This is a genomic window from Streptomyces albidoflavus (assembly GCF_000719955.1).
Lineage (GTDB): Bacteria > Actinomycetota > Actinomycetes > Streptomycetales > Streptomycetaceae > Streptomyces > Streptomyces albidoflavus.
Genome location: NZ_JOII01000024.1, coordinates 38769 through 62841, shown reverse-complemented (window position 1 = coordinate 62841; position 24073 = coordinate 38769). Strand labels below are relative to the sequence as shown.

Below are 24073 nucleotides of genomic sequence, written 5' to 3'. Positions count from 1 at the left end.
CCGGACGGCCGTTCCCGCCGCTCAGACGAGGTTGAGCGCGGCGACCGCGCCCACCCCTCCGAGCAGCATGAACGCGGGCATCAGCACCTTGACCTCCACCCAGCTTCCCGCCTTGAAGCGCATGAACTTCGGCGGGCCCACCGGATACCAGAAACGGCGTCCGACGGGGATGGGCCACAGGATGGGGCAGCCGGAGACGGTCAGCGCGTCACCGATGTCGTGCACCAGAGCACCGAGGATGATCGGCAGACCCAGCCACAGGTACTCCTGGCCCGGTTCGGTGAAGAGCCAGCCCGCGCCGTTGCCGGGCTGGTCCAGGATGCCCGCGATGATCCAGGCGCCGGCGGCGCCCAGCAGCCAGACCAGGACGTCGCTGGAGACCCGCGCGTGCCGCCAGAGCAGTCCCTCCACGGCGAGGACCAGGTGGACGAAGAGGATGCCGAGCACCGCCCACCGTCCGCCGAAGACCGCGGCGGCGGAGGCTCCCGCGCCGACCAGGACCGCCCAGACCCAGGTGTGGGTGAGGGTGCGGTGGCCGCCGTTGCGCCGGGGGTCGCCCTTGCCCCGGGTGGCCTTGTAGACGGCTGCCGAGAGCCGGTCGATGATCTCGCAGAGGCCGCGGGATATGGGGCCGAAGGCGCGGGAGATCGTCGCCGACTTGTGGTCGAGGTCGGGCGCGAGGGCGGCGCCCGCGCAGATGAGCGCGCCGGTGACCAGTACCGGCCACGGCATGGTGTGGCCCATCGCGGTGGCGAGCGCTCCCACGCCCAGCCAGGCCGCTGCTCCCGACAGTGAGTGCGCCGGTCCCATCATGGCTGTGTCCCCGCCCCTTGTTTCCGCTGTCCGTGTGTCGTCCCGTGGGCAGGGGTCGCGTCGGATCGCTTCTGTTCGCTGCCCAGTTGGCGGTTCACCTTAGCGCCGATGATCTTCGCACGGTCGTCCGATTCCGTGATCGGTACAGAAGGAAGGCAAGATGGGGGCGTGACCCTTATCGATCAGCTGCCGCCGGACGCCGACCCCGATGCCCTCTTCGACGCCTTCTCGTCCTGGGTCGAGGAACGGGGCATCACCCTCTATCCGGCTCAGGAGGAGGCGCTGATCGAGGTGGTCTCCGGGGCCAATGTGATCTTGTCCACGCCGACCGGTTCGGGGAAGAGCCTGGTCGCAGCGGGCGCGCACTTCGCGGCACTGGCCCAGGACAAGGTGACGTTCTACACCGCGCCGATCAAGGCGCTGGTCTCGGAGAAGTTCTTCGACCTCTGCAAGATGTTCGGCACCGAGAACGTCGGCATGCTCACCGGCGACGCCTCGGTCAACGCCGACGCGCCGGTGATCTGCTGCACCGCCGAGGTGCTCGCCTCGATCGCGCTGCGGGACGGGCGCGCGGCCGACGTCGGCCAGGTCGTGATGGACGAGTTCCACTTCTACGCGGAGCAGGACCGGGGCTGGGCCTGGCAGATCCCGCTGCTGGAGCTGCCCCAGGCGCAGTTCGTGCTGATGTCGGCGACCCTCGGCGACGTCGCCATGTTCGAGAAGGACCTGACGCGCCGCACCGGCCGCCCCACCTCGGTGGTCCGCTCGGCGACCCGCCCGGTGCCGCTGTCGTACGAGTACCGGACGACGCCGCTGACCGAGACCCTGACCGAGCTGCTCGACACCCGCCAGGCGCCGGTCTACATCGTGCACTTCACGCAGGCCCAGGCGGTGGAGCGGGCGCAGGCGCTGATGAGCATCAACATGTGCACGCGCGAGGAGAAGGACCGCATCGCCGAGCTGATCGGCAACTTCCGCTTCACCACCAAGTTCGGCCGGAACCTCTCCCGGTACGTCCGGCACGGCATCGGCGTGCACCACGCGGGGATGCTGCCGAAGTACCGGCGGCTGGTGGAGCGGCTGGCCCAGGCCGGGCTGCTCAAGGTGATCTGCGGGACGGACACGCTCGGCGTCGGCGTCAACGTGCCGATCCGTACGGTGCTGTTCACCGCGCTCACCAAGTACGACGGCACCCGGGTGCGGGTGCTGCGCAACCGTGAGTTCCACCAGATCGCGGGCCGCGCCGGCCGGGCCGGTTTCGACACCGCCGGGCTGGTGGTGGCGCAGGCGCCGGAGCACGTGGTGGAGAACGAGAAGGCGCTGGCCAAGGCCGGTGACGACCCGAAGAAGCGGCGCAAGGTGGTCCGCAAGAAGGCGCCCGAGGGGTTCGTCGCCTGGTCGGAGCAGACCTTCGAGAAGCTGATCGCCTCCGAGCCGGAGCCGCTGACCTCGCGTTTCCGGGTCACCCACACGATGCTGCTGTCGGTCATCGCCCGGCCGGGCAACGCCTTCGAGGCGATGCGCCACCTGCTGGAGGACAACCACGAGCCGCGCAGGCAGCAGCTGCGCCACATCCGCCGGGCGATCGCCATCTACCGCTCACTGCTCGACGGCGGGATCGTGGAGAAGCTGGACGCGCCCGACGCCGAGGGCCGCATCGTCCGGCTCACCGTCGACCTCCAGCAGGACTTCGCCCTCAACCAGCCGCTCTCCACCTTCGCGCTGGCCGCCTTCGACCTCCTCGACCCGGAGTCGCCCTCGTACGCGCTGGACATGGTCTCGGTGGTCGAGTCGACGCTGGACGACCCGCGCCAGATCCTGCACGCGCAGCAGAACAAGGCGCGCGGCGAGGCGGTCGCGGCGATGAAGGCCGACGGGGTGGAGTACGAGGAGCGGATGGAGCGGCTCCAGGAGATCTCCCACCCCAAGCCGCTGGAGGAGCTGCTCTTCCACGCCTACGACACCTACCGGCAGAGCCACCCCTGGGTCGGCGACCACCCGCTGTCGCCGAAGTCGGTCATCCGTGACATGTACGAACGGGCGCTCTCCTTCACGGAGTACGTCTCCTTCTACGAGCTGGCGCGGACCGAGGGCATCGTGCTGCGCTACCTGGCCAGTGCCTACAAGGCGCTGGAGCACACCGTCCCCGACGACCTGAAGTCGGAGGACCTGGAGGACCTGACGGCGTGGCTGGGCGAGCTGGTGCGCCAGGTCGACTCCAGTCTGCTCGACGAGTGGGAGCAGCTCGCCAACCCGGAGGACATGACGGCGGACGAGGCCCGCGAGAAGGCCGACCAGGTGAAGCCGGTGACGGCCAACGCCCGCGCCTTCCGGGTGCTGGTGCGCAACGCCATGTTCCGCCGCGTGGAGCTGGCCGCCCTGGACAACGTCGCGGAGCTGGGCGAGCTGGACGGCGACGCCGGGTGGACCGCCGAGCGGTGGGGCGAGGCGATGGACGCGTACTGGGACGAGTACGACGACCTCGGTACGGGTCCCGACGCCCGCGGCCCCAAGCTGCTGCTCATCGAGGAGCGGCCCGAGGACGAGCTGTGGCGGGTCCGGCAGACCTTCGAGGACCCGAACGGCGACCGCGACTGGGGCATCAGCGCCGAGGTCGACCTGGCCGCCTCCGACGCGGAGGGCCGGGCCGTGGTCCGGGTCACCGACGTCGGCCGGCTGTAGTGCGGGGCCGATCGGGCCTACGGGACACGGGAGAGAACGGAACATGACGAACGCCGCCGAACGGCTGGTGGATCTGCTGGACCTGGAGCGGATCGAGGTCAACATCTTCCGGGGGCGCAGCCCCCAGGAGTCGCTGCAGCGCGTCTTCGGCGGCCAGGTCGCCGGCCAGGCGCTGGTCGCGGCCGGGCGGACCACCGAGGGCGACCGGCCGGTCCACTCGTTGCACGCCTACTTCCTGCGGCCCGGGAGGCCCGGGGTGCCGATCGTGTACCAGGTGGAACGGGTGCGCGACGGCCGGTCGTTCACCACGCGCCGGGTCACCGCGGTGCAGGAGGGCCGGACGATCTTCAACCTGACGGCCTCCTTCCACAAGCCGGAGGAGGGCGGCTTCACCCACCAGCTGCCCCCGGCCCGGGTGGTGCCGGACCCGGAGACGCTGCCGACCGTCGCGGAGGAGGTCCGCGAACACCTCGGCGAACTGCCGGAGGCACTGGAGCGGATGGCGCGCCGCCAGCCCTTCGACATCCGGTACGTGGACCGGCTGCGCTGGTCGCCGGAGGAGATCCAGGACGCGGAGCCGCGCAGCGCGGTGTGGATGCGCGCGGTCGGACCGCTCGGTGACGACCCGCTGGTGCACACCTGTGCCCTGACGTACGCCAGTGACATGACGCTGCTGGACGCCGTCCGCATCCCCGTCGAGCCGCTCTGGGGCCCGCGCGGCTTCGACATGGCCTCGCTGGACCACGCCATGTGGTTCCACCGCCCCTTCCGGGCCGACGAGTGGTTCCTGTACGACCAGGAGTCCCCGGTCGCCACCGGCGGCCGCGGCCTCGCCCGCGGCCGGATCTACGACCGCGAGGGGAACCTCCTCGTCTCGGTCGTCCAGGAGGGGCTGTTCCGGGAGCTCTCCCGGTGAGTGCGGCGGAGCGGGCCGGGCAGGCACCCGGCCGCCCCGGGGGCCTGGCGGACCGGCTCGGCGCGGCGGTCCGGCTGCGTGCGGACGGACGCCCCGAGGAGGCCCGTGAGCTGCTGGTGCGGCTCGGGGCCGAGCACCCCGGGGACGCCGAGGTCGCCTATCAGACGGCGTGGACCCACGACGTGCTCGGCCTGGAGGCGGAGGCCGTCCCCCACTACCGGCGGGCGCTCGCCCTGCCCGGGCTCTCCGAGGCCGACCGGCGCGGGGCGCTGCTCGGTCTCGGTTCGACCTACCGGGTGCTGGACCGCGCCGAGGAGGCGGTGGCCACGCTCGGCGACGGGGTACGGGAGTTCCCGGACGACGCGGCGCTGCGCACCTTCCTCGCCCTGGCCCTGTACAGCGCCGGCCGCCCCAAGGAGGCCCTGGAGCTGGCGCTGACCGTGGTGGCCGACACCAGCGCCGACCCGGGGGTCACCGCCTACGAGCGGGCGATCCGGCACTACGCGAGGGATCTGGACGACCTGTCCTGACCACCCGTGGCCTGCCGGACCCGGTCCTGCCCGTGCCTGCGGGCGGGACCGGTGGAGCCGGGGCCCGGGGACTGGGGCGGGCGCGTCGGTGTGGGCCTGCGCAGCCGCCCGGCGGAACGCCTGCGCGGGACGCGGTGCGGCGGGCGCGCCGTCGTCCGGGCCTCGTCGAGCAGTTCGGCGAACTCGGCCGCGTACTGCTCCGTCTCGGGGCCGGGGAGCGCCCGGGTGAGGGGTTCGAGGAGGCGTTCGGCGGCTCCGCTTCTGGCCCGGGCGAACAGCGGGCGGGGCCGGGCGGCGTCGAGACACCGCCGCTCGTCGGGGGTCAGCAGAGCGGTGGTGTGGGAGGGGGGCAGGAGCGCGGCCACGGCGGCGGCCCGCTCCCAGGTGGTGCCGGCGCGGCCGAGGCGCTGGGCCAGGACCCGGCGACGCCAGGTGCGGGGCCGCGCGTCGTCGCCGGTGGCGAGGAGTCGGCGCAGCGGCGGAGGGAGCTGGCCGGTCAGGTGGGGTGCCTGGTGGCGGCGGACGGCGCGGAGTTCGTCGGCGAGGTAGCGCCAGACGACGCGGTGGTAGCGGTTGAGGTGGCAGCGGACCGGAGTGAGCAGGCCGAGTCTGGCGAGCTTGGCGAAGCGTTCCTCGGTGATGCCGAGCAGCGCGGCGCCGTCCCGCGCCCCGGTCGTGGCCACCTGGGCGCGCAGGCCGTCGGGGTGGTCGACGGACGGGAGGAGCCGGCCGATCTCGGAGGCGGGCACCTTGGGCCGCTCCCCGGGCTCCCCGGTCCTCCCGGTGGTGGCGAGCAGGCCGAGGCCGACGGCTGTCTCGATCTCGCTCTGCCGCACTCCGAGCGCGTGGGCCGCGGCCTCGGCGCTCAGCGGGGGTGCCGCGTCGGGCGGGCCCGGTGGACCGGTCCAGGGAAGTGGTGACGGCCCGTGAACGGCGCGCGGCGCGGGTACGGCTGAGGAAAGGTCAGGATGCATGGCGGTTCTCCCCGTGAGCGGTGGTTTGCCCTGGAAAAGAACCGTAACCGTGTCCCGGGGATCTCGCCGGGCCTGTGGATAACTCCACCGGCCTCGGCAACGCCGCAGGTCAGCGGCCGAGCAGTCCGCCCGGGCGGCTCTCCGGGATGCGTACGTCCACGCCGAGGTGTTCGCCCACCCGGTTGACGAGGAGCGTCATCTCGTAGGCGACCAGGCCGAGGTCGGCGTCGGCCGAGCTGAGGACGCACAGGCAACTGCCGTCGCCCGCGGCGGTCACGAAGAGGACAGCGTCGTCGAACTCGATCATCGTCTGCCGCACCCCGCCGGCCCGGAAGTGCTGGCCGGAGCCCTTGGCGAGGCTGTGCAGGCCGGAGGAGACCGCCGCGAGGTGCTCGGCGTCCTCCCGGGCGAGGCCGCTGCTGGCCCCGGTGACCAGGCCGTCGTTGGAGAGGACGAGGGCGTGGCGGACGAAGCTCACCCGCTGGGTGAGGTCGTCGAGCAACCAGCCGAGTCCCTTTTTCTGTGCCATGATCCGGTCTCTCCCCGTGTCCGTCCCCCTGACCGGAGGATCTGGTCCGCAAGCCTTCACCACTGCCGCCGTCCGGGCAAGCATGATGAGGACATGGCTCAGAAGATGACTGAAGCAGCATGGCGCGCATTCGTCTCGGAAGGCACGCGGACCGCCAAAGTGGCCACGGTACGGGCGGACGGGAGCCCCCATATCGCCCCGGTCTGGTTCGTTCTGGACGGCGGGGACGTGGTGTTCAACACGGGAGCGGCCACGGTGAAAGGCCGCAATCTGGCCCGGGACGGCCGGGTGGCGCTCTGTGTGGACGACGAACGGCCGCCGTTCTCCTTCGCGGTGCTCCAGGGCCGGGTCCAGCTGAGCGAGGACCCGGCCGAGCTGCTCCGCTGGGCGACCCGGATCGCCGCCCGCTACGTCGGCGAGGAGAAGGCCGAGGAGTTCGGCGCCCGCAACGCGGTGCCCGGCGAACTCCTGGTGCGGGTCACGGTGGAGAAGGCCACGGCCATGGCGGACCTGACCGCCTGAGCAGGCCGACGCCCCGCCTGCGGACGCTCACCCCACGGCGGCCAGCAGGCGGGCGGCGTGCTGCCGTCCCGCGTACTCCACCAGGCTGACCAGGACGTCCCTGACGGCCTCGCGGTCGCGGGCGTCGCAGAGGACCACCGGGGTGCCGGGGTCGAGGTCGAGGGCTTCGGCGATGTCGTCGCCCTGGTGGCTGCGGACGCCGCCGAAGCAGTTAACGGCGACGACGAAGGGGATCTCGCGGTCCTCGAAGTAGTCGACGGCCGGAAAGCAGTCGGGCAGGCGGCGGGTGTCGGCGAGGACGACCGCGCCGAGGGCGCCGTGGGCGAGGTCGTCCCAGAGGAACCAGAACCGGTCCTGGCCGGGGGTGCCGAAGAGGCAGAGGGCCAGTCCGTCCTTGAGGGTGATCCGGCCGTAGTCCATGGCCACGGTGGTGCCGCCGGTGCGGGCGCCGGGACCGCTCGGCTCGGCCTCGGTGCGCAGCGGGCGTATCTCGCTGACCGCGCCGACGAGGGTGGTCTTGCCGGCTCCGAAGCCGCCCGCGACGACGACCTTCAGGGTCATCGGCGGTTCACCGGCGCGGGTGGCGGTGGGCTGCACTGCGTTCATCGGCGCTCTCGTCTCCGGGCGGTGGATCGGGGGGCTCCCCTGGCTCCGGGACGTTAGCCGGGCGGGTGGCGGGCCGCGGGGGCGCGTTTCGAAAGCGGTCGCAAACTGCCGGGGCCTGTCGGACCGCGATCACCGGGGGACAGCCGATGGCCACGCGGGTGGCGCGGCGGCGGGGGATCATGGGCGCATGAGCCACGATCACACACACGTCCGGGAGTTCTTCACGCCGCGTGCCGCCACCTGGGACAGCCGCTTTCCGGACGACGGTCCGGCGTACGAGGCGGCCGTGCGGGCGCTCGGGCCGCGCCCGGGGGACGCGGTCCTGGACGCCGGGTGCGGGACCGGCCGGGCGCTGCCCGCGCTGCGCGCGGCGGTGGGCCCGGCGGGGACGGTGCTGGGCGCCGACCTGACGGAGGCGATGCTGGCCGAGGCGGTCCGGGCGGGCCGGCGGGAGGCGGGGGCGCTGCTGCTGGCGGACGCGGAGCGGCTGCCGTTGCGGACCGGAGGGCTCGACGCGGTGTTCGCGGCCGGATTGGTCTCGCACCTCGCGGACCCCGTGGCCGGGGTCCGCGAGTGGGCGCGGGTGGTGCGTCCCGGTGGCACCCTGGCGCTCTTCCACCCGATCGGCCGGGCCGCGCTCGCCGCCCGGCAGGGGCGCACGGTGGCCCCGGACGACCTGCGGGCCCAAGGCCCCGTCACGGCCCTGCTGGAGGCGGGCGGCTGGCGGGTCCGGTCGTACGCCGACGAGCCGGAGCGGTATCTGGTGCTGGCCGTGCGGACGGGCTGAGCGGCCTCAGCCCTCCTCGGCCGCCGCGTCGGCCGTCCGCCCTTCGGGGGCCGCCTGGTGCGGGACGGGGCAGCCGCGCACGCCGGGGACCGGGAAGGTGCCCAGTTCGGCGACGCGGTAGCCGTCCGGGTACCCCTTGATCTCCGGGTTCTGCCGTGCGTAGTGCGGCACGACGCGCGGGCTCATCAGCCGGACCGCCCGGCCGCGCAGCCGCACGGCGCCCCGGACCAGGCGGCGGGTGAGAGGGCCGGGGTGGTCGTAGCGGAAGGCGTCGAGGAGCGGGTCGTCCAGGAGGGCGAGGGTGGCGGTGCGCAGCAGTGGGGCGAGGGGCTTGGGGTACCAGGACGCCATCAGGTCCAGGGTGGCGTCGGAGACGGTGCGGGCCTTCTCGTCCCAGCCGAAGTGGGCGCGCTCGTAGGAGTCGAGGCACTCCTCGAAGGCCGCGTAGTCCTCGGGGAGGTCCTGGATGCCCATGTGGCGGCCGAGGGTGCGGTAGTACGCGGCGGCGGCCTCGGCCTCGTGGCGGGAGAGGCGGCGCCAGCCGTACCGGTCGATCCAGCGCTTGGGGACGACGACGAAGGTGCACAGCACGTACCGCATGTCGTCGTTGCTGATGTCGTAGCTGCGGTGCATGCGGTTGATGCGCCGGATGGCGGTGCGGCCCTGTTCGTGGTCGAAGCCGTGCTCGACCACGGCGTCGAGGAGGAGCGAGGTGTCGTCGTACCGCTTCTGGGTGCGTTCGGTCAGTTCGGCGGTCTCGGCGAGGAGGCGGCCGATGCTCGGGACGGCGTAGGTGCGGTAGAGGGCGAGTTCGAGGGCGCGGGTGTAGTCCCAGGGGAACTCCAGGGCCGCGGTGAGCCGGTAGATCTCGAGGTGGTCCTCGGCCGGGTCGAGCGTGCGGATGTACCGGAGCCGGTCGTAACGCTGCACGGGCTGCCCCCTTCGGTCGTGGGGCTCAACTCTACGGTCTGCCACGGTTGGTGTCACAGCGTCACGTCATTCTCGCGGGCGGCGGTCGGGGTCGGGTTCGGTGAACGTCCCGGAACGGTGACCGCGGGGCTCTCGACGCGTGGGTTACCGGCTGGTTAAGGTGCGCCGACGACAGGGCGGGACCGACGACCGGGACCGATGACGTGGGGAGCTGCCATGGCGGACGTCGAGGACGGCGACGACTCGCTCTACGTGCTGACCGCGATGGTGATGACCCCGGGGCGCTTCCCGGGGGTCTTCGGCGACGACTACCCGGCGGCCTGCGCCGCGCTGGGGCTGCTCCCGGCTGCCGACGGCTACGGGCTGGTCCTCGGCCAGGACGGCGCGGGGGCCCGCTGGACGGTCGTGGTGGACGATGTGCCGCTGGTCGCGGTGGCGATCGCCGCCTGGGACTGCGGCATGGAGTACGACCTGTCGCCGCGCGAGGAGACCGTGGTGGCCGCCCTGCCGGGGTGGCCGGTGGAACTGGCGGTGCGCGCGCCCGGGGTGCCCGCCCCGCACGACCCCGAGCCCGGGGGCGACCTGGCGGGGGTGGTGCGGCTCGCGCCGCCGGACGCCGGCGAGTGGAGCGGGCCGCAGCGGCGGCTGGGCGCCGACGAGATCGCCCTGCGCTGGGCCCAGTGGCGCGAGGAGACGGACACCTCGGAGTTCACCTCGCCCGGCCCCCAGGAGGGGGAGGACGCGGAGGCTCCCGCCGGGGCCACGCACGCGCATCCCGGGGTGCGCCGGGCGTTGGGCGAGGCCCACGGCTATCTGGACTCCCCACCTCCGCCGGGCCGGGTGCGTTCGGCGTTCGCCTCGGGCGAGGCACGGACGCTGCGCGTCGACGGGCCCGGCTGGTCGCTGGTGGCGCGCACCGACGACATCGCCTTCGTCCTGCTGGACGAGGAGCCCGCCCAGGTGCTCCCGGTCGGCCGGGGCGCACGGCTCCCGGCGCTGCTGGAGGGGCTGGCGGCGCTGGCGCCCCCGGAGAGCTGAGGCGGGGCCGGGGGCCACACCGCTCCCGGCCGCCGTGTGTGGTTCCGGACCATGGTCCACCTCGCGGGCCCGCCGCACGATGAGGCGCTCACAGCGTCGGAACGTGCTGCCCGGGAGGCAAGCCATGGGGATTTTTCGCAGGGTGCGACGGACGAGGACCGGACCGGAGAGAGGCCCCGGGGCGCGGCGCGGCCCCGTCACGGTCCTGCTGGCCACCGCGCTGGCGGCCGTCGCGGTGACCGGCGCGGCACCGGCCTCCGGAGCCGGCCCCGAGCGGGGCGCGGGGTGCGCGGGGCCGGAGCGGCTGCGGGTGCCGGGGGCCGAGCACCAGCGGGTGGCGTGTCTGGTGGACCTGACGACGGCGGGGCTGGCCGGGACCGCGTACACGGACATGGCGGACCAGGCGGGGCTGACGGCGGCGGGGACGCGGAATCCCTCCGGGGTGCCGGGGCGGCAGGTGGACGGGTACTTCCCGGACGACTCCTCGTTCAACACGACGCACGGCTGGAACCACGACGCGCAGTTCGTGATCCGGCTGCCCGAGCGGTGGAACGGCGGGCTGGTGGTGACCGGCGCCCCCGGCACCCGCAAGCAGTACGCGGCGGACACCGCCATCTCCGACCACGTGCTCTCCCTCGGCTACGCCTACGCGGCGACCGACAAGGGCAACAGCACCGTCGACTTCTACCGGGACGGGAAGCGGCCCGGTGACGCGGTCGCCGAGTGGAACCGGCGGACGACGGAGCTGACCTTGGCGGCGAAGAAGGTGGTGGCCCAGCGGTACGGGAAGGCGCCACACCGCACCTACGTCACCGGGATCTCCAACGGCGGCTACCTGGCCCGCTGGCAGCTGGAGAACCGGCCGGAGCTGTACGACGGCGGGGTCGACTGGGAGGGCTCGCTGTGGACGGCCGACGGGCCGAGCCTGCTGACCTCGCTGCCGACGGCGGTGGCCCACGGCACCGGCGCGGCCGACGACGCGGCGATGTACCGGGCCGGGTTCGCGCGGGGCTCGGAGTTCCTGTGGGAGTACCACCGCACCGCATACTGGGGCGTCACGCAGAAGACGTACCGGGCGGAGTTCGACCCCTCGTACGACCCGGCCTGTCCCGGCGCCTCGGCCGGTTCGACGGTGGAGGAGATCCTGGCGCCCTGCGCCTCGGACGCCCGCTACGACCTTCAGCGGCGTCCGGCCTCGGTGCGGCGGGCGCTGGAGAAGGTGGCGCTGACCGGACGGATCGGCAAGCCGATGCTGACGCTCCACGGCGACCTGGACACCCTGCTGCCGCTCGCCGCCGACTCGGCCGTCTACAGCCGGATGATCGACCGCGCGGGCGCCGGACGGCTGCACCGCTTCTACACGGCGGCCGGCGGCACCCACACCGACGGCCTGTACGACACCCATCCGGACCGGCTGCGGCCGATCCTGCCCTGCCACCGCTCCGCCTTCGAGGCGCTGACGGCGTGGGTGGAGCGCGGCACGCCGCCGCCGGCCGACCGGACCGTGGCCCGTCCGTCCGGCGGGGACGTGGTGAACGCCTGCCCGCTGCGCTGAGCCACGCCCCCGCTCAGCGCCCGAGCTCGCGGCGCCCGCGGTTGCGCAGCCGGCGGCGCTGCGAGGGGTCGAGGGTGAGGTAGGCGGCGGCCGGGACGCCCAGCACGATCAGGAGCGCGACCCACCAGGGCAGCCAGATCAGCAGGAGCAGGCCGACCGCCACCCCTCCCACGGCGATCTTGGTGTTCGTCGACATGTCGATGACCTCCTCGGTGGCGGGGTCCGCCGTCTGTGGTGACAACGCGGCGCCCGCGCCGCTGGTTCCAGTGTGCTCGCTTCCGCGCGCCGGGGCTTCGCGGATCAGGCGGCCGGGCGCAGCCCCTCACCCACCTCGTGGAGGTGGGCGAAGACCTGGCGGTACGAGTCCACGGCTCCGGTCTCGGTGTACGGCACGCCCAGCCGGGCGCAGTGGGCACGCACCAGCGGCTGGGCCAGGCGCAGGTGCGGGCGGGGCATGCTGGGGAACAGGTGGTGCTCGATCTGGTAGTTGAGGCCGCCGAGGAGCCAGTCGGTGACGGGGCCGCCGCGGATGTTGCGGGAGGTCAGCACCTGGCGGCGCAGGTGTCCCCAGCGGGGTCCTTCCGGGTCGGGCATCTCCATGCCCTTGTGGTTGGGGGCGAAGGCCAGGCCGAGATGGAGCCCGAAGAGTGCCTGGTGGACGGCGGCGAAGGCGAGCGCCTGCCAGGGGGTCAGGAGGGTCAGCAGCAGGGCGGTGTAGCCGGCGACGTGCGCGGTGAGCAGGCCGCCCTCGACGAGGCGGACACGCCAGGGGTGGTTGCGCAGGTCCTGGAAGCCGTAGACCTTCAGGGCGATGCCTTCGAGGAGGGTGAGGGGGAGGAAGAGTCCGGCCTGGTGGCGGGTGATCCAGGCGCGGAGGCCGGTGCGGGTGACGGCCTGGTGCCCGGTGAAGACGAGGACGTCGGCGGCGACGTCCGGGTCCTTCCCGGTGTGGTTGGGGTTGGCGTGGTGGCGGTTGTGCTTCTCGTTCCACCAGGCGTAGCCCATGCCGAGGAGCAGGTTGCCGTGGACGAGGCCGATGAGGCGGGCGAGGCGCCGGTCGGCGGTGATCTGGGAGTGGCCCGCGTCGTGGCCGACGAAGGCGGTGCGGGCCGAGAGGACGGCGAGCGGCGGGGCGAGCAGCAGCGCCCACCAGCTCTCCCCCAGCAGGGCCAGGCCGGTGAGGACGGCGGCGAGGGCCAGCAGGTTGAGGGTGATGGTGCGGGCGTACCAGCCGGTGCGGTGTTCCAGCAGGCCCTGGCCGCGTACCTCGCGCAGCAGGGGGCTGAACTCGCTGCCCGGCGCCGGGCCGGCCGGGGTGAGCGGCGGGCGTGGGGCGGGGGCGGCCGTCTGGGTCATGGGGTCTCCGGTTCTGCGTGGGGGCACGGCGGCGCGTGCCCGTGGCGGCGGGCGGGCTGGGGTGAGGCACGAGGGTGGCGGGGCTCCGCTCGCCGGTGCGCGGCGGTCCGTCTGCGACGGCCTCACGCTACGGAGCGCGGCGGGCCCGGCCCATGGCGGAAGCCTCCGGAACGGTGCGGGGGAGAACGCCGCGTACGGCCGGGGGAACGGCCCAGGAAGGGGGTGGTGGTAGCCCCACCACGGCACCGGCGCGGCAGTGGCCCGGATCACAGGCGGGAAGCGGGCTTCCCGGGTTCCGGTGCTGTACCCTCGGCCGCTCAGCAGCAGGTAGTCAAATTTGAGGAATTGCCATCGCCGTGCAGATGTGCCCTGCCTTCTCCCCCGCCGACGTCCGCGCCCTGTCGGCCTGTGCCACGGTCTTCGTCCCGGGCGACCCGGCCCGCGCCGGGTCCCTCGCGTTCTTCCCGGCGGAGGGCTCCGGCCCGCCCGAGGTGCCCGGCGCCGCACCGCGGGAACTCTCCCTGGTCCTCCCCGACGAGGACGGGAGCCTGCGCGTCCGGCCGGTCCGCGCGACGCTGCTGCCCGTGGCGTGGGCGCTGCCCGTGCTGACCCGGGCCCGGGTCCGGGACGACGCCCATCCGTCCGCCGCCTTCTGGGGCGCCGCCGCCCTGCTCGCCCTCGACCTGCTCGCCCGGGGCCTGCTGCTGCCCGGCCTCTCCCCCGCCGACCACGACGCGTGGCGGTGCGGCCCGCTCGGCCCCGACGAACTGGGGCGGGTCCGCGAACTCGCCGCCTCCATGCCCCCGGTGGCGCACTGCGGCCCGGTCGCCGCGCCGCCCGGGAGCGACGCGGCCGAGCTTGCGCTGGCCGAACCGGAGCGGCTGCTGCGGCACTTCCTCGACGCCGTCGCCGACACCCTGCCCCGCACGGCCGCCGCACCGGCCCTCGCCGGGAGCGACGCCTACACGGCCGGGCCGCCGCAGCACCTGCCCGGGCAGCGTGGCTGGGCCGCCGACGTGGCCGCCGGGCACGACGCGGGGGTACGCCTCTCACTGCGGGTCGAGACGCCCGCCGGAGCCGGGGGCGAGGAGTCCGGCGCCGAGGTGGTGGGCGCCTTCCGCGCGGTGCTCCAACTGCACAGCCTCAGCGACCCGGGCCGGGTCGCCGACGCGGCCGAGGTCTGGGCCGGTGCCGGGGCGGACGACGGGGCCTTCGGGCCGCGCGCCCGGGTCGACGCGCTGCTGGCGCTGCGCCGGGCCGCCGGGGCCTGGGCTCCGCTGTCGCCGCTGCTGGCGGCGGGGGTGCCGGACACGGTGGAGCTGGCCGACGAGGAGATCGCGGAGCTGCTGGGCGAGGGGCAGAAGGCGCTGGCCGGTGCCGGTGTCGAGGTGCACTGGCCCCGGGAGCTGGCGCGCGAGCTGACCGCCCGGGGCGTGGTCGGCCGGGACGGTGAGGCGGGCGGTGACGACACGGGAGCGGGGTTCCTCTCCGCCGACTCGCTGCTCACCTTCAGCTGGCGGTTCAGCCTCGGCGGCCGGGGGCTGACGCGCGAGGAGCTGGACGTGCTGGCGGAGGCGAAACGGCCCCTGGTGCGGCTGCGCGACCAGTGGGTGCTGATCGATCCCGCACAGGCCGGCCGGGCACGCGACCGGCGGGACCACACCCTCGCACCGATGGAGGCGGTGGGTGCCGCGCTGACCGGCTCCGCCGACGTCGGCGGCGAGCGCGTCGAGGTGCGGGCCTCGGGCGCGCTGGAGGAGCTGCGAGCGAGGATCGCCGATCCGCACCGGGCCGAGTCCGTCCCCGTACCGGAGGGGCTGGCGGCCACCCTGCGCGACTACCAGCAGCGCGGGCTGAGCTGGCTGGCCGGGATGACCTCGCTGGGGCTCGGGGCCTGCCTCGCCGACGACATGGGGCTCGGCAAGACCGTCACCCTGATCGCCCTCCACCTGCACCGCCAGGCGCATCCGGCCACGACGGGGCCCACGCTGGTGGTGTGCCCCGCCTCGCTGATGGGCAACTGGCAGCGGGAGATCGAGCGGTTCGCCCCCGGCACCCCGGTCCGCCGGTACCACGGCGCCTCCCGCGCCTCCGCCGGGCTGCCGGCGGAGGGCTTCGTCCTCACCACGTACGGCACGATGCGGCTGGACGCTGCCGCGCTGGCCGGGGCGGGGTGGGGGATGGTGGTCGCCGACGAGGCGCAGCACGTGAAGAACCCGTACTCCTCGACCGCCCGTCAGCTGCGGGCCATCCCCGCCAAGGCGCGGGTGGCGCTGACCGGGACGCCGGTCGAGAACAACCTCTCCGAGCTGTGGGCGGTGCTCGACTGGACCACGCCCGGACTGCTGGGCAGGCTGGGCACCTTCCGGCGGGTCTACGCCCGTGCCGTCGAGTCCGGCGACGACCCGGCCGCCGCGCGGCGCCTGGCCCGGCTGGTGGGCCCGTTCCTGCTGCGGCGCCGCAAGTCCGACCCGGGGATCGCCCCGGAACTGCCGCCGAAGACGGAGACGGACCACGCGGTGGGGCTGACGGCCGAACAGACCGGGCTGTACGAGGCGGTGGTCCGCGAGACGCTGGCCGCGGTGGCCGCCGCCGACGGCATGGAGCGGCGCGGCCTGATCGTGCAGCTGCTCACCTCGCTCAAGCAGATCTGCAACCACCCCGCCCAGTACCTGAAGGAGGACCGGCCCCGGGTCGGCGGCCGTTCGGGCAAGGTGGAACTGCTCGACGAACTCCTCGACACCATCCTGGCCGAGGGCGCCGGGGTGCTGCTCTTCACCCAGTACGTGCGGATGGGCCGGCTGCTGGAGCGGCATCTCGCCGCACGCGGGGTGGCCACCCAGTTCCTGCACGGGCAGACGCCGATCCCGGCGCGGGAGGAGATGGTGCGGCGGTTCCAGGACGGCGAGGTGCCGGTCTTCCTGCTCTCCCTCAAGGCGGCCGGGACCGGCCTCAACCTGACCCGCGCGGAGCACGTGGTCCACGTCGACCGCTGGTGGAACCCGGCGGTCGAGGCGCAGGCCACCGACCGCGCGTACCGGATCGGGCAGACCCGGCCGGTGCAGGTCCACCGGATCGTCACGGAGGGCACCATCGAGGACCGGATCGCCGAACTGCTGGTCCGCAAGCAGGCACTGGCCGACGCGGTGCTGACCGGTGGCGAGGCGGCGCTGACCGAGCTGAGCGACGCCGAACTGGCGGAGCTGGTCACCCTGCGGACGGCCGCCCGGTGACCGGCTCGCGCGCAGGCGGCGGGACGGCGGAGACGGGGACGACGGAGGAGTACGGGATGTGGGACGAGACCGGGGAGTCGGGCGGGCAGGGCGCCGACGGGAGCGAGGAGCGGACCTTCGCCGCGCTGCCCCCGGCGCACGGGCGCGGGTTCGCCACCAGCTGGTGGGGACAGTCGTGGCTGCGGGCGCTGGAGGAGACGGCACTGGACCTCGGGCAGCTGAAGGCGGGGCGGCGGCTGGCGCGCGCCGGGGCGGTCGGCGCGGTGTCGGTGCGGCCGGGGCGGATCACGGCGGTGGTCCAGGACCGCGCGAGCGCCTACCGGGCGGACGTGGTCTGGGAGCCGCTGTCGGCCGAGGACTGGGACCGCTTCGTGGACATGGCCGTCGAACGGGCCGCGCACATCGCGGCCCTGCTGGACCGGGAGATGCCGCCGCACCTGGTGGAGGACGCGGCGCAGGCGGGCGTGGACCTGCTACCCGGCATCGGCGACCTGGAACCGTCCTGCACCTGCGAGGCGTGGGACCACTGCGGGCACACGGCGGCCCTCAGCTACCAGATGGCACGCCTCCTCGACCAGGACCCGTTCGTCCTGCTGCTGATGCGAGGACGCCCGGAACGGGCCCTGCTCGACAGCCTCCAGATCCGCGGCGCCCGGCACTCCGGCCCCGCGCGGGCCGCCCCGGCGGAGGGGGTGCCCGCGAGTGAGGCGTACGCCCTGGGCGCGCTGCTCCCGCCGCTGCCGACCCCGCCGCAGCCGCCGGAGTACGCCGGCGAGGGCCCGAACCTGGACACGGAGGCGGCCCCCGCCCCCGGGGTCGACCCCGGTCTGCTCACCTTCCTCGCCGGCCAGGCGGCCGAGGAGGCCCGGCGCCGGCTGGCACGCGCCGTGGCGCCGGACCACGCCGGAACGCCGGTGGAGGCCGAGCCTGCGCTCACCGAGGACGCGGTACGGCTGGCGGCGGCCCGCCCGGGTCCCGAGGCGGCCGGACGGCTCGCCGAGGCGTCGGGCCGCAGCCGGGAGGCGCTGGAACTGGCGGTACGGGCATGGGAGTTCGGCGGGGCCCCGGCGCTGCGGGTGCTGGAGGAGGACGAGCCGCTGGACGCGAAGGCGGCGGCGCGGGCACGCGCGGCGCTCGACGCGGCGTGGGAGGAGTCCGGGCGCCCCGCGTTCCGGGCGGCCCGGGGACGCTGGACGCTGCCGGACGAGGGTGTCCAGGTGCGGTACGCGCCGGACGGCCGCTGGTGGCCGTACCGGAAGGAGCGCGGGCGGTGGAGCCCGGCGGGGCCGCCGGTCCTGGACCCGGCCCAGGCGCTGGCGCTGGCCCGGGCCGGGGAGTGAGCGAGCGGGGCCGACCGCTGTGGTCAGCAGGTCCGGGGCGTGTACCGGCGCGCGGTGTCGCTCCGGCCCGTGCGCCGCGAACGTCCGGCCGCGCTCTCCCCCCGGCGGGCGATTGAAGGGTGATCTTGGTTCGGCGACCGTTGGGGGCATGGCTTCAGGGGCCACGGACCGCGGCCGGAACCCCGGGGGCGCGCCGCCGGGGCGTCCGGCGGCCGGCTCGCGGTCACGGCGGTGGGATTCGCCGTGCCGTGTCCACACCACCACGGGAGAGCACATGTCCACCAGCAGGCTGAAGCGCACACTGAGGATCGCCGGAACGGGGGCGGCCCTGGTGGGGGCCCTGGCGATCGGAGCCGGACCGGCCCAGGCGGCCACGGCGGTCGTCGCCTGGACCCACGGCAAGGTGCACGCGGGACCGGCCCTCGGGGAACGGGTCGTCAGCCACGTCAACAACGGCTACAGCTACACCGGCCTGTGCTGGCTGGAGGGGGACCTCGTCAACGACAAGGGCATCTCCAACCGCAACTGGGTCCGGCTGCAGCTGAACAGCGGGGGCATCGGTTACGTCAGCGCCGTCTACCTGAAGGGCAACGACAAGGGCAACGTGCCCAACCACTGCTGACCCCCACGACCGGCGTCCTCCTCCCGCCGGTCCCGACGGCGCCGCCCGCTTCCCGGGCCGGCGCCGTCGGCGTGTGCGGTCAGCCCCCGGAGCCCGAGGGCCAGTCCGAGGGCAGCGCCTCGGTCGGGAAGTCGCTCGGGAGTTCCGTGGGGAAGCCCGAGGGGAAGTCGCTCGGGAACTCCGTCGGGAAGTCGGAAGGGAAGTCCGAGGGGAAGTCCGAGGGCCAGGCGGTCGGCGCGTCGTCCGGTGCCGTCTCGTCCGGCTCCGGGGTCTCCTCGGAGGCGGTGGCCGTCGGCTGCGGGCCGGAGGGCGGCCGGTCGTCCTCCCCGTCGCGCCCGGCGAGCAGGATCAGGACGAGGGCGATGGCGGCCACGGCCACGGCGGCCGCGATCAGCATCAGCAGGCCGCGGCGCCGGCCGCCGTCGCCCGGCGGGGGCGGCGGCCAGGGTCCGCCCTGGTGGCCGCCCCCACCGGAGCCGAAGGCGAGCGTCCCGGGGTCGTCGGGGCCCGGCACGGGCGGGCCCGGCGGCGGGGGCACCGGCTCACGGCCGGGTCCGCCCTCACCGGGCGGCGGGGTCGGGGGCTGGGGTGGTTCGGGCGGGGTGGCCATGACACCAGGTTCGCCTGATGCCGTGTCAGATGACCACCCCTGGAAGGGAATCGCGACAGATCCCGGACAACTTCGGGCCGCCGGGCGGAGCGGGGGTCCTCCGCCCGGCGGCCGTACGGAACCGGGGCCGGGTCAGCCCCGGGCGGCCAGCAGGTGGTCCATGGCCAGCTGGTCGAGACGCTCGAAGGCCATGCCCCGGGCGGCGGCCTCGTCCACGTCGAACTCCTCGAAGGCGGAGCGGTCGGCGAGCAGCCCGGCGAGGCCGTCCTCGGCCGTGGGCAGGGCCAGTTCGGGCAGGCGGGCGGCGCGCAGCGCCTCCTGGACCTCGGGGTCGGCGCGGAAGGCGGCGGCCCGCTCCTTGAGGATCAGGTAGTTGCGCATGCAGCCGGCGGCCGACTCCCAGACGCCCTCCAGGTCCTCGGTGCGCGGCGGCTTGAAGTCGAAGTGCCTCGGCCCGTCGTACCCGGCGGTCTCCAACAGGTCGACCAGCCAGAACGCCGACCTGAGGTCGCCCGCGCCGAACCGGAGGTCCTGGTCGTACTTGATGCCGGACTGGCCGTTGAGGTCCAGGTGGAAGAGCTTGCCGGACCACAGGGCCTGGGCGATGCCGTGCGGGAAGTTGAGTCCGGCCATCTGCTCGTGGCCGACCTCCGGGTTGACGCCGTACAGGTGGGGGCGTTCGAGGCGCTCGATGAAGGCGAGGGCGTGGCCGATGGTGGGGAGGAGGATGTCGCCGCGCGGCTCGTTGGGCTTCGGCTCGATGGCGAAGCGCAGGTCGTAGCCCTGGTCGAGGACGTACTCGCCGAGCAGGTCGAAGGCTTCCTTCATCCGGTCGAGGGCGAGGCGGACGTCCTTGGCGCCGCCCGACTCGGCACCCTCGCGACCGCCCCAGGCCACATAGGTGGTGGCGCCGAGTTCGGCGGCGAGGTCGATGTTGCGCAGCGTCTTGCGCAGGGCGTAGCGGCGGACGTCGCGGTCGTTGGCGGTGAAGCCGCCGTCCTTGAAGACCGGGTGGGTGAAGAGGTTGGTGGTGGCCATCGGGACCTTCATCCCGGTGGCGTCCAGGGCCTGCCGGAACCGCTTCACGACCGCCTCGCGCTCGGTGTGCGAAGCGCCGAAGGGGATGAGGTCGTCGTCGTGGAAGGTGACGCCGTGGGCGCCGAGTTCGGCCAGCCGGTGCACCGAGGTGACCGGGTCCAGGGCGGGCCGGGACGCGTCGCCGAACGGGTCGCGGCCCTGCCAGCCGACGGTCCACAGGCCGAAGGTGAACTTGTCCGCGGGGGTGGGCTGGTACGTCATGGAGCGGCTCCCTGAAAGGTATTCGTTCGCGGCGTTGACAAATTACTGGCGCCAGGGCGGGATGGGAAGGGGCCGGGACGGTCGACCCGGGGAGGCCGGGCGTGGCAGGCTCGGCCCACCACCCAGGACACCGCCGTCCACGCACCCCCGGCGCGCGACGGCCCACCAGCAGAGACGGAGAGGCCGATGTCAACCGCCGAGGGCCCGCTCGTCGTCGGAATCGACAGTTCCACCCAGTCCGCCAAGGCCCTCGTGGTCGACGTGGGGACCGGCCGGATCGTGGCGACCGGCCAGGCACCGCACCGCGTCACCACCGGAGCCGGCCGCGAGAGCGACCCGCGCGACTGGTGGTCGGCGCTGACCGAGGCGGTGCGCGCCTGCGGCCCCGCCGCCCACCAGGCCGCCGCCGTCTCGGTCGGGGGCCAGCAGCACGGCCTGGTCACGCTGGACGCCGAGGGCTCCCCCGTCCGCCCGGCGCTGCTCTGGAACGACGTGCGCTCGGCCCCGCAGGCGCGCCGCCTGGTGGCGGAACTCGGCGGTCCGCAGGTCTGGGCCGACCGGATCGGCAGCGTCCCCGGCGCCTCCTTCACCGCCGCCAAGTGGGCCTGGCTGGCCGAGCACGAGCCCGAGTCCGCCCGTGCCACCGCCGCCGTCCGCCTCCCCCACGACTACCTCACCGAACGGCTCACCGGACGCGGCACCACCGACCGCGGCGACGCCTCGGGCACCGGCTGGTGGGCGGGGCCGACGGAGGCGTACGACGACACGGTGCTGGAACTGATCGGCCTGGACCGGGGGTTGCTCCCCGAGGTGGTGGCGCCCGGGGAGGTCGCGGGCACCGTCCGCGAGGGTGAACTGCCCTTCGCCCGGGGCACCCTGGTCGCCGCCGGGACCGGGGACAACGCGGCGGCCGCGCTCGGCCTCGGGCTGCGCCCCGGCACCCCGGTGCTGAGCCTGGGCACCTCCGGCACGGCCTACGCGGTCTCCACGCGCCGGCCCGCCGACCCGACCGGGACCGTCGCGGGCTTCGCCGACGCCCGGGGCGACTGGCTGCCGCTGGCCTGCACCCTCAACTGCACCCAGGCCGTGGACCGCGTCGCCGCCCTCTTCGGCCTGGACCGCGAGGCGGTCGAGCCCGGCGGCTCCGCCACCTTCCTGCCGTACCTCGACGGAGAACGCACCCCGAACCTCCCGCACGCCTCGGGCCTGCTGACGGGCCTGCGGCACGACACCACCCCGGGCCAGATCCTCCAGGCCGCCTACGACGGCGCGGTGCACTCGCTGCTCGACGCCCTCGGCCTGGTCCTGGACGCCGACGCCGACCCGGCGGAGCCGGTGCTGCTCATCGGCGGCGGCGCGCGGGGCACCGCCTGGCAGGAGACGGTGCGGCGGCTGACGGGGCGTCCGGTGCGGGTGCCGCGCGCCGGCGAACTGGTCGCACTCGGCGCCGCCGCGCAGGCCGCGGGGCTGCTGACCGGAGAGGACCCGGCCGCCGTGGCCCGCCGCTGGGGCACCACCGACGGCCCGCTGCTGGACCCGCTGCCCCGCGACGAGGCGACGGCGGAGCGGATCGCGGGTGTGGTGGAGGGGGCCGGGACGCTCTGGGCCGAGGAGTGAACGGGCCGGGCTGACGCGGCGTCGGCCCGCTCCCCCGTACCCCTACCGCCCGGTCATCTACGCGCGTACCGTGCTGTCGTCACCGCGCCGGTGCGCACGCCCGGCCCGCGGTGCGACCCGCACCCTCTGTACGCGCGCCACCCCCGCCTCGGTGCCCCATGCCCGGGGCGGGGCGGTTCAGCGGGCTGCCGTGGCGGCGGCCCGGTACCCCCCACCGAGAGGCAGGACCGCCGTGGAACGTCCCCGAAGCTCCGTCGCCCGCAGAAGACTGCTGAAGGGCGCGGCCGCCCTGCCGGCCGTGCTGCTCGCCGGCTCGGCCGGGCCCGCCTTCGCCGGCCGGGTGGAGGCCCAGCAGCGCCCGGACGCCGACTGGGTGCCGGCCGCGCCCGGCAACTACACGGTCGCCAACCGGCCGCGCCAGTACCCGGTGGACTTCGTCGTCATCCACGTGACGCAGGAGACCTACGCCGACACCCTCGGCATCTTCCAGAACCCGGCCAAGAAGGTCTCGGCCCATTACGTGGTGCGCTCGGCCGACGGCCGAGTCGCCCAGTGCGTGCGCGAGGCGGACGTCGCCTGGCACGCGGGCAACTGGGACTACAACACCCGCAGCGTCGGCATCGAGCACGAGGGGTGGGTCGACAAGCCGGAGTACTTCACCGACGCGATGTACTCCGCCTCGGCCGCGCTCACCGCCGCGATCTGCGACTCGTACGCCGTCCCGAAGACGCGGGCGCACATCATCGGCCACCACGAGGTGCCCGGCGCCACCCACACCGACCCTGGTCCGCTGTGGGACTGGGACCGGTACATCAAGCTCGTCAAGGCCGCCTGAGCGGTCGCCGTGCGGGGTGCGCGCGGCGGCGCGCACCCCGCACGGGGCTCCGGATCACCAGGTGACCGGGAGCCGTTCGGGGCTGCGTGAGGTGCCGGCCGGGCGCCAGCGGACCGGCTTCTCCGGTTCCGCGAGCCGCAGCCCGGGGAAGCGGACCGCCAGCCGGTGCAGGGCCAGGTGGAGTTCGAGCCGGGCGAGCCAGGCGCCCAGGCAGTAGTGGGGCCCGGCGCCGAAGGCGAGGGTGGGCGCCGGCAGCGGGGTGAAGAGGGCCTCGGTCTGCGCGGCCGGGAAGACCGACGGGTCGCGGTTGGCGGTGGTGGAGTCGGCGAGGACCACCGCGCCGGCCGGGATGAGGACGCCCCCGACCTCGGCGTCCTCGGTGGCGCAGCGGGTGCTGCCCGGGTCGTCGCCGAGCGGGATCAGGTGGATCAGGCGGGCGGCGGCCAGCTCCGCCGAGGGTTCGTCGGCCAGCCGGGGCCACTCCTCGGGCCGTTCCGCGAGCAGGTAGAGCAGGGAGTTGCCGAGCATCGTCATGGTGCTGTCGTGGCCGCCGGCCACCAGGCCGCAGACCAGGCTGACGAGACGGTCCTCGGGGATGCCGCCCTCGGCGTCGGCGGCCCGCACCAGGCTGCTGACCAGGTCGTCGCCGGGGGCCCGGCGCCGCTGGGCGAGCAGTCGGGCGCCGAAGGCGGTGAACTCCGCGAGCGCCGCGTCCACCTCGTCCTTGGGCCGGGTGCCGTCGGAGAAGGCGTGTTCGCTCCAGTGGCGCATCCGGCCGCGCACCGAGGCGTCGAGGCCCATCAGGCGGCTGATCACGGCGACCGGCAGCGGCAGGGTGAACTCGGCGACGGCGTCCACCGGTCCGCGCCGCGCCGACAGGTCGTCCAGGAGCTGGTCGACGATCGAGGCGATCCAGGGGCGCCACCGGGCGACGGCCCTCGGGGTGAAGGCCCGGCGCAGGGTGCGGCGCAGCCGCAGGTGCTCGACGCCGTCCTGGTTGAACATCAGCTCCGGGTCGTCCACCAGTCCGGCCGCCTGGGAACGGGAGGGGCCGTCCTGGAGGTAGAGCCCGGCGCGGCCGAACCGGCTGTCGCTGAGCACCTGCCGTACGTCGGCGTAGCGGTCGACCAGCCAGCCGGGGGAACCGTCGGGCAGGGTGCACGGCCGAGGCGGTCCCGGCTCGGCGGGCGCCCGGCGGTGGAGCGGGGCGAGCGGCGGAACGGCTCCGGCGGGGGCGGGTGTTGCGGCGGACAAGGTACCTCCGGGCAGTGGGCGTGCG

The 24073-nt window shown here is 74.7% G+C and carries 22 protein-coding genes; 12 read left to right on the top strand and 10 right to left on the bottom strand.

Features of this window, described 5'->3' with window-relative positions; genetic code table 11:
* Positions 1-21: 21 nt before the first annotated feature.
* Positions 22-813, bottom strand: a complete 792-nt coding sequence (locus IF45_RS0122345; RefSeq protein ID WP_008409054.1) for a metal-dependent hydrolase — start codon at positions 811-813, stop codon at positions 22-24.
* Between the two features lie 108 nt (positions 814-921).
* On the opposite strand from IF45_RS0122345, the gene IF45_RS0122340 reads away from it, so the two are divergent.
* From IF45_RS0122340 to IF45_RS0122330, 3 genes are read left to right on the top strand one after another with little or no spacing between them, the layout of a single operon-like run.
* Entirely contained in the window at positions 922-3495 is a 2574-nt protein-coding gene (locus tag IF45_RS0122340) for a DEAD/DEAH box helicase (RefSeq protein WP_075985852.1), read from the top strand.
* Positions 3496-3538: 43 nt separating this feature from the next.
* Positions 3539-4411 (top strand): acyl-CoA thioesterase, encoded by an 873-nt coding sequence (locus IF45_RS0122335; RefSeq protein WP_003952169.1) that lies wholly within the window; start codon positions 3539-3541, stop codon positions 4409-4411.
* Positions 4408-4941: a tetratricopeptide repeat protein gene (locus tag IF45_RS0122330; protein WP_008416730.1), complete on the top strand. Its 534-nt coding sequence runs from the start codon at positions 4408-4410 to the stop codon at positions 4939-4941. Before IF45_RS0122335 ends, IF45_RS0122330 begins: the two co-directional genes overlap by 4 nt.
* Here IF45_RS0122330 and IF45_RS0122325 read toward each other — a convergent pair.
* Both IF45_RS0122325 and IF45_RS0122320 read right to left on the bottom strand, forming a co-directional pair.
* Positions 4911-5777 carry a DUF6397 family protein gene (locus IF45_RS0122325; RefSeq protein WP_242536781.1) on the bottom strand — a complete coding sequence of 289 codons (867 nt, stop codon included), beginning with the start codon at positions 5775-5777 and terminating at the stop codon, positions 4911-4913. The two genes, IF45_RS0122330 and IF45_RS0122325, sit on opposite strands and share 31 nt — an antisense overlap.
* Positions 5778-6024: 247 nt before the next feature.
* Positions 6025-6444, bottom strand: coding sequence for a roadblock/LC7 domain-containing protein (locus IF45_RS0122320; RefSeq protein WP_003952166.1), 420 nt, complete (start codon positions 6442-6444; stop codon positions 6025-6027).
* A 93-nt stretch (positions 6445-6537) separates the two neighbouring features.
* Between IF45_RS0122320 and IF45_RS0122315 the strand changes: the two genes are divergently transcribed.
* Positions 6538-6966 carry a PPOX class F420-dependent oxidoreductase gene (locus tag IF45_RS0122315; RefSeq protein ID WP_003952165.1) on the top strand — a complete coding sequence of 143 codons (429 nt, stop codon included), beginning with the start codon at positions 6538-6540 and terminating at the stop codon, positions 6964-6966.
* 27 nt (positions 6967-6993) lie between these two features.
* Here the strand turns inward: IF45_RS0122315 and IF45_RS0122310 are convergent, their stop codons facing one another.
* Entirely contained in the window at positions 6994-7572 is a 579-nt protein-coding gene (locus IF45_RS0122310; protein ID WP_026235090.1) for a GTP-binding protein, read from the bottom strand.
* A gap of 187 nt (positions 7573-7759) precedes the next feature.
* On the opposite strand from IF45_RS0122310, the gene IF45_RS0122305 reads away from it, so the two are divergent.
* Entirely contained in the window at positions 7760-8359 is a 600-nt protein-coding gene (locus IF45_RS0122305; RefSeq protein ID WP_030309143.1) for a class I SAM-dependent methyltransferase, read from the top strand.
* Positions 8360-8365: 6 nt separating this feature from the next.
* On the opposite strand, the gene IF45_RS0122300 is transcribed toward IF45_RS0122305, so the two are convergent.
* Positions 8366-9289 carry an oxygenase MpaB family protein gene (locus IF45_RS0122300; RefSeq protein ID WP_030309141.1) on the bottom strand — a complete coding sequence of 308 codons (924 nt, stop codon included), beginning with the start codon at positions 9287-9289 and terminating at the stop codon, positions 8366-8368.
* A gap of 216 nt (positions 9290-9505) precedes the next feature.
* On the opposite strand from IF45_RS0122300, the gene IF45_RS0122295 reads away from it, so the two are divergent.
* Positions 9506-10327, top strand: a complete 822-nt coding sequence (locus tag IF45_RS0122295; RefSeq protein WP_030309139.1) for a hypothetical protein — start codon at positions 9506-9508, stop codon at positions 10325-10327.
* A gap of 142 nt (positions 10328-10469) precedes the next feature.
* Positions 10470-11882, top strand: coding sequence for a tannase/feruloyl esterase family alpha/beta hydrolase (locus IF45_RS0122290; protein ID WP_030309137.1), 1413 nt, complete (start codon positions 10470-10472; stop codon positions 11880-11882).
* Between the two features lie 13 nt (positions 11883-11895).
* Here the strand turns inward: IF45_RS0122290 and IF45_RS0122285 are convergent, their stop codons facing one another.
* The gene (locus IF45_RS0122285; protein WP_030309135.1) at positions 11896-12078 is read right to left on the bottom strand and encodes a tail-anchor membrane protein; all 183 of its coding nucleotides are present in this window, start codon (positions 12076-12078) and stop codon (positions 11896-11898) included.
* A gap of 104 nt (positions 12079-12182) precedes the next feature.
* Positions 12183-13238: an acyl-CoA desaturase gene (locus IF45_RS0122280; protein WP_030309132.1), complete on the bottom strand. Its 1056-nt coding sequence runs from the start codon at positions 13236-13238 to the stop codon at positions 12183-12185.
* Positions 13239-13594: 356 nt separating this feature from the next.
* On the opposite strand from IF45_RS0122280, the gene IF45_RS0122275 reads away from it, so the two are divergent.
* From IF45_RS0122275 to IF45_RS0122265, 3 genes are all read left to right on the top strand, one after another.
* On the top strand, positions 13595-16471 hold the full coding sequence (locus IF45_RS0122275) for an SCO1167/SCO6262 family helicase (protein ID WP_030309130.1): 2877 nt from the start codon (positions 13595-13597) through the stop codon (positions 16469-16471).
* Between the two features lie 56 nt (positions 16472-16527).
* The gene (locus IF45_RS0122270) at positions 16528-17811 is read left to right on the top strand and encodes an SWIM zinc finger family protein (protein WP_030309128.1); all 1284 of its coding nucleotides are present in this window, start codon (positions 16528-16530) and stop codon (positions 17809-17811) included.
* Positions 17812-18085: 274 nt separating this feature from the next.
* Entirely contained in the window at positions 18086-18433 is a 348-nt protein-coding gene (locus IF45_RS0122265; RefSeq protein ID WP_008410310.1) for a hypothetical protein, read from the top strand.
* 79 nt (positions 18434-18512) lie between these two features.
* On the opposite strand, the gene IF45_RS34290 is transcribed toward IF45_RS0122265, so the two are convergent.
* Together IF45_RS34290 and xylA are read right to left on the bottom strand one after the other, a co-directional pair.
* A complete protein-coding gene (locus IF45_RS34290) occupies positions 18513-19043 on the bottom strand; it encodes a hypothetical protein (RefSeq protein WP_030309126.1) in 531 nt (176 codons plus the stop codon).
* A 132-nt stretch (positions 19044-19175) separates the two neighbouring features.
* Complete coding sequence (xylA, locus tag IF45_RS0122255) at positions 19176-20342, bottom strand: xylose isomerase (protein WP_003952153.1); 1167 nt, start codon at positions 20340-20342, stop codon at positions 19176-19178.
* A gap of 186 nt (positions 20343-20528) precedes the next feature.
* Between xylA and xylB the strand changes: the two genes are divergently transcribed.
* Positions 20529-21959: a xylulokinase gene (xylB, locus tag IF45_RS0122250; RefSeq protein WP_030309124.1), complete on the top strand. Its 1431-nt coding sequence runs from the start codon at positions 20529-20531 to the stop codon at positions 21957-21959.
* A gap of 232 nt (positions 21960-22191) precedes the next feature.
* Entirely contained in the window at positions 22192-22794 is a 603-nt protein-coding gene (locus IF45_RS0122245) for an N-acetylmuramoyl-L-alanine amidase (RefSeq protein ID WP_003952149.1), read from the top strand.
* A gap of 54 nt (positions 22795-22848) precedes the next feature.
* Here the strand turns inward: IF45_RS0122245 and IF45_RS0122240 are convergent, their stop codons facing one another.
* The gene (locus IF45_RS0122240; RefSeq protein ID WP_030309122.1) at positions 22849-24048 is read right to left on the bottom strand and encodes a cytochrome P450; all 1200 of its coding nucleotides are present in this window, start codon (positions 24046-24048) and stop codon (positions 22849-22851) included.
* Between the last annotated feature and the right edge of the window lie 25 nt (positions 24049-24073).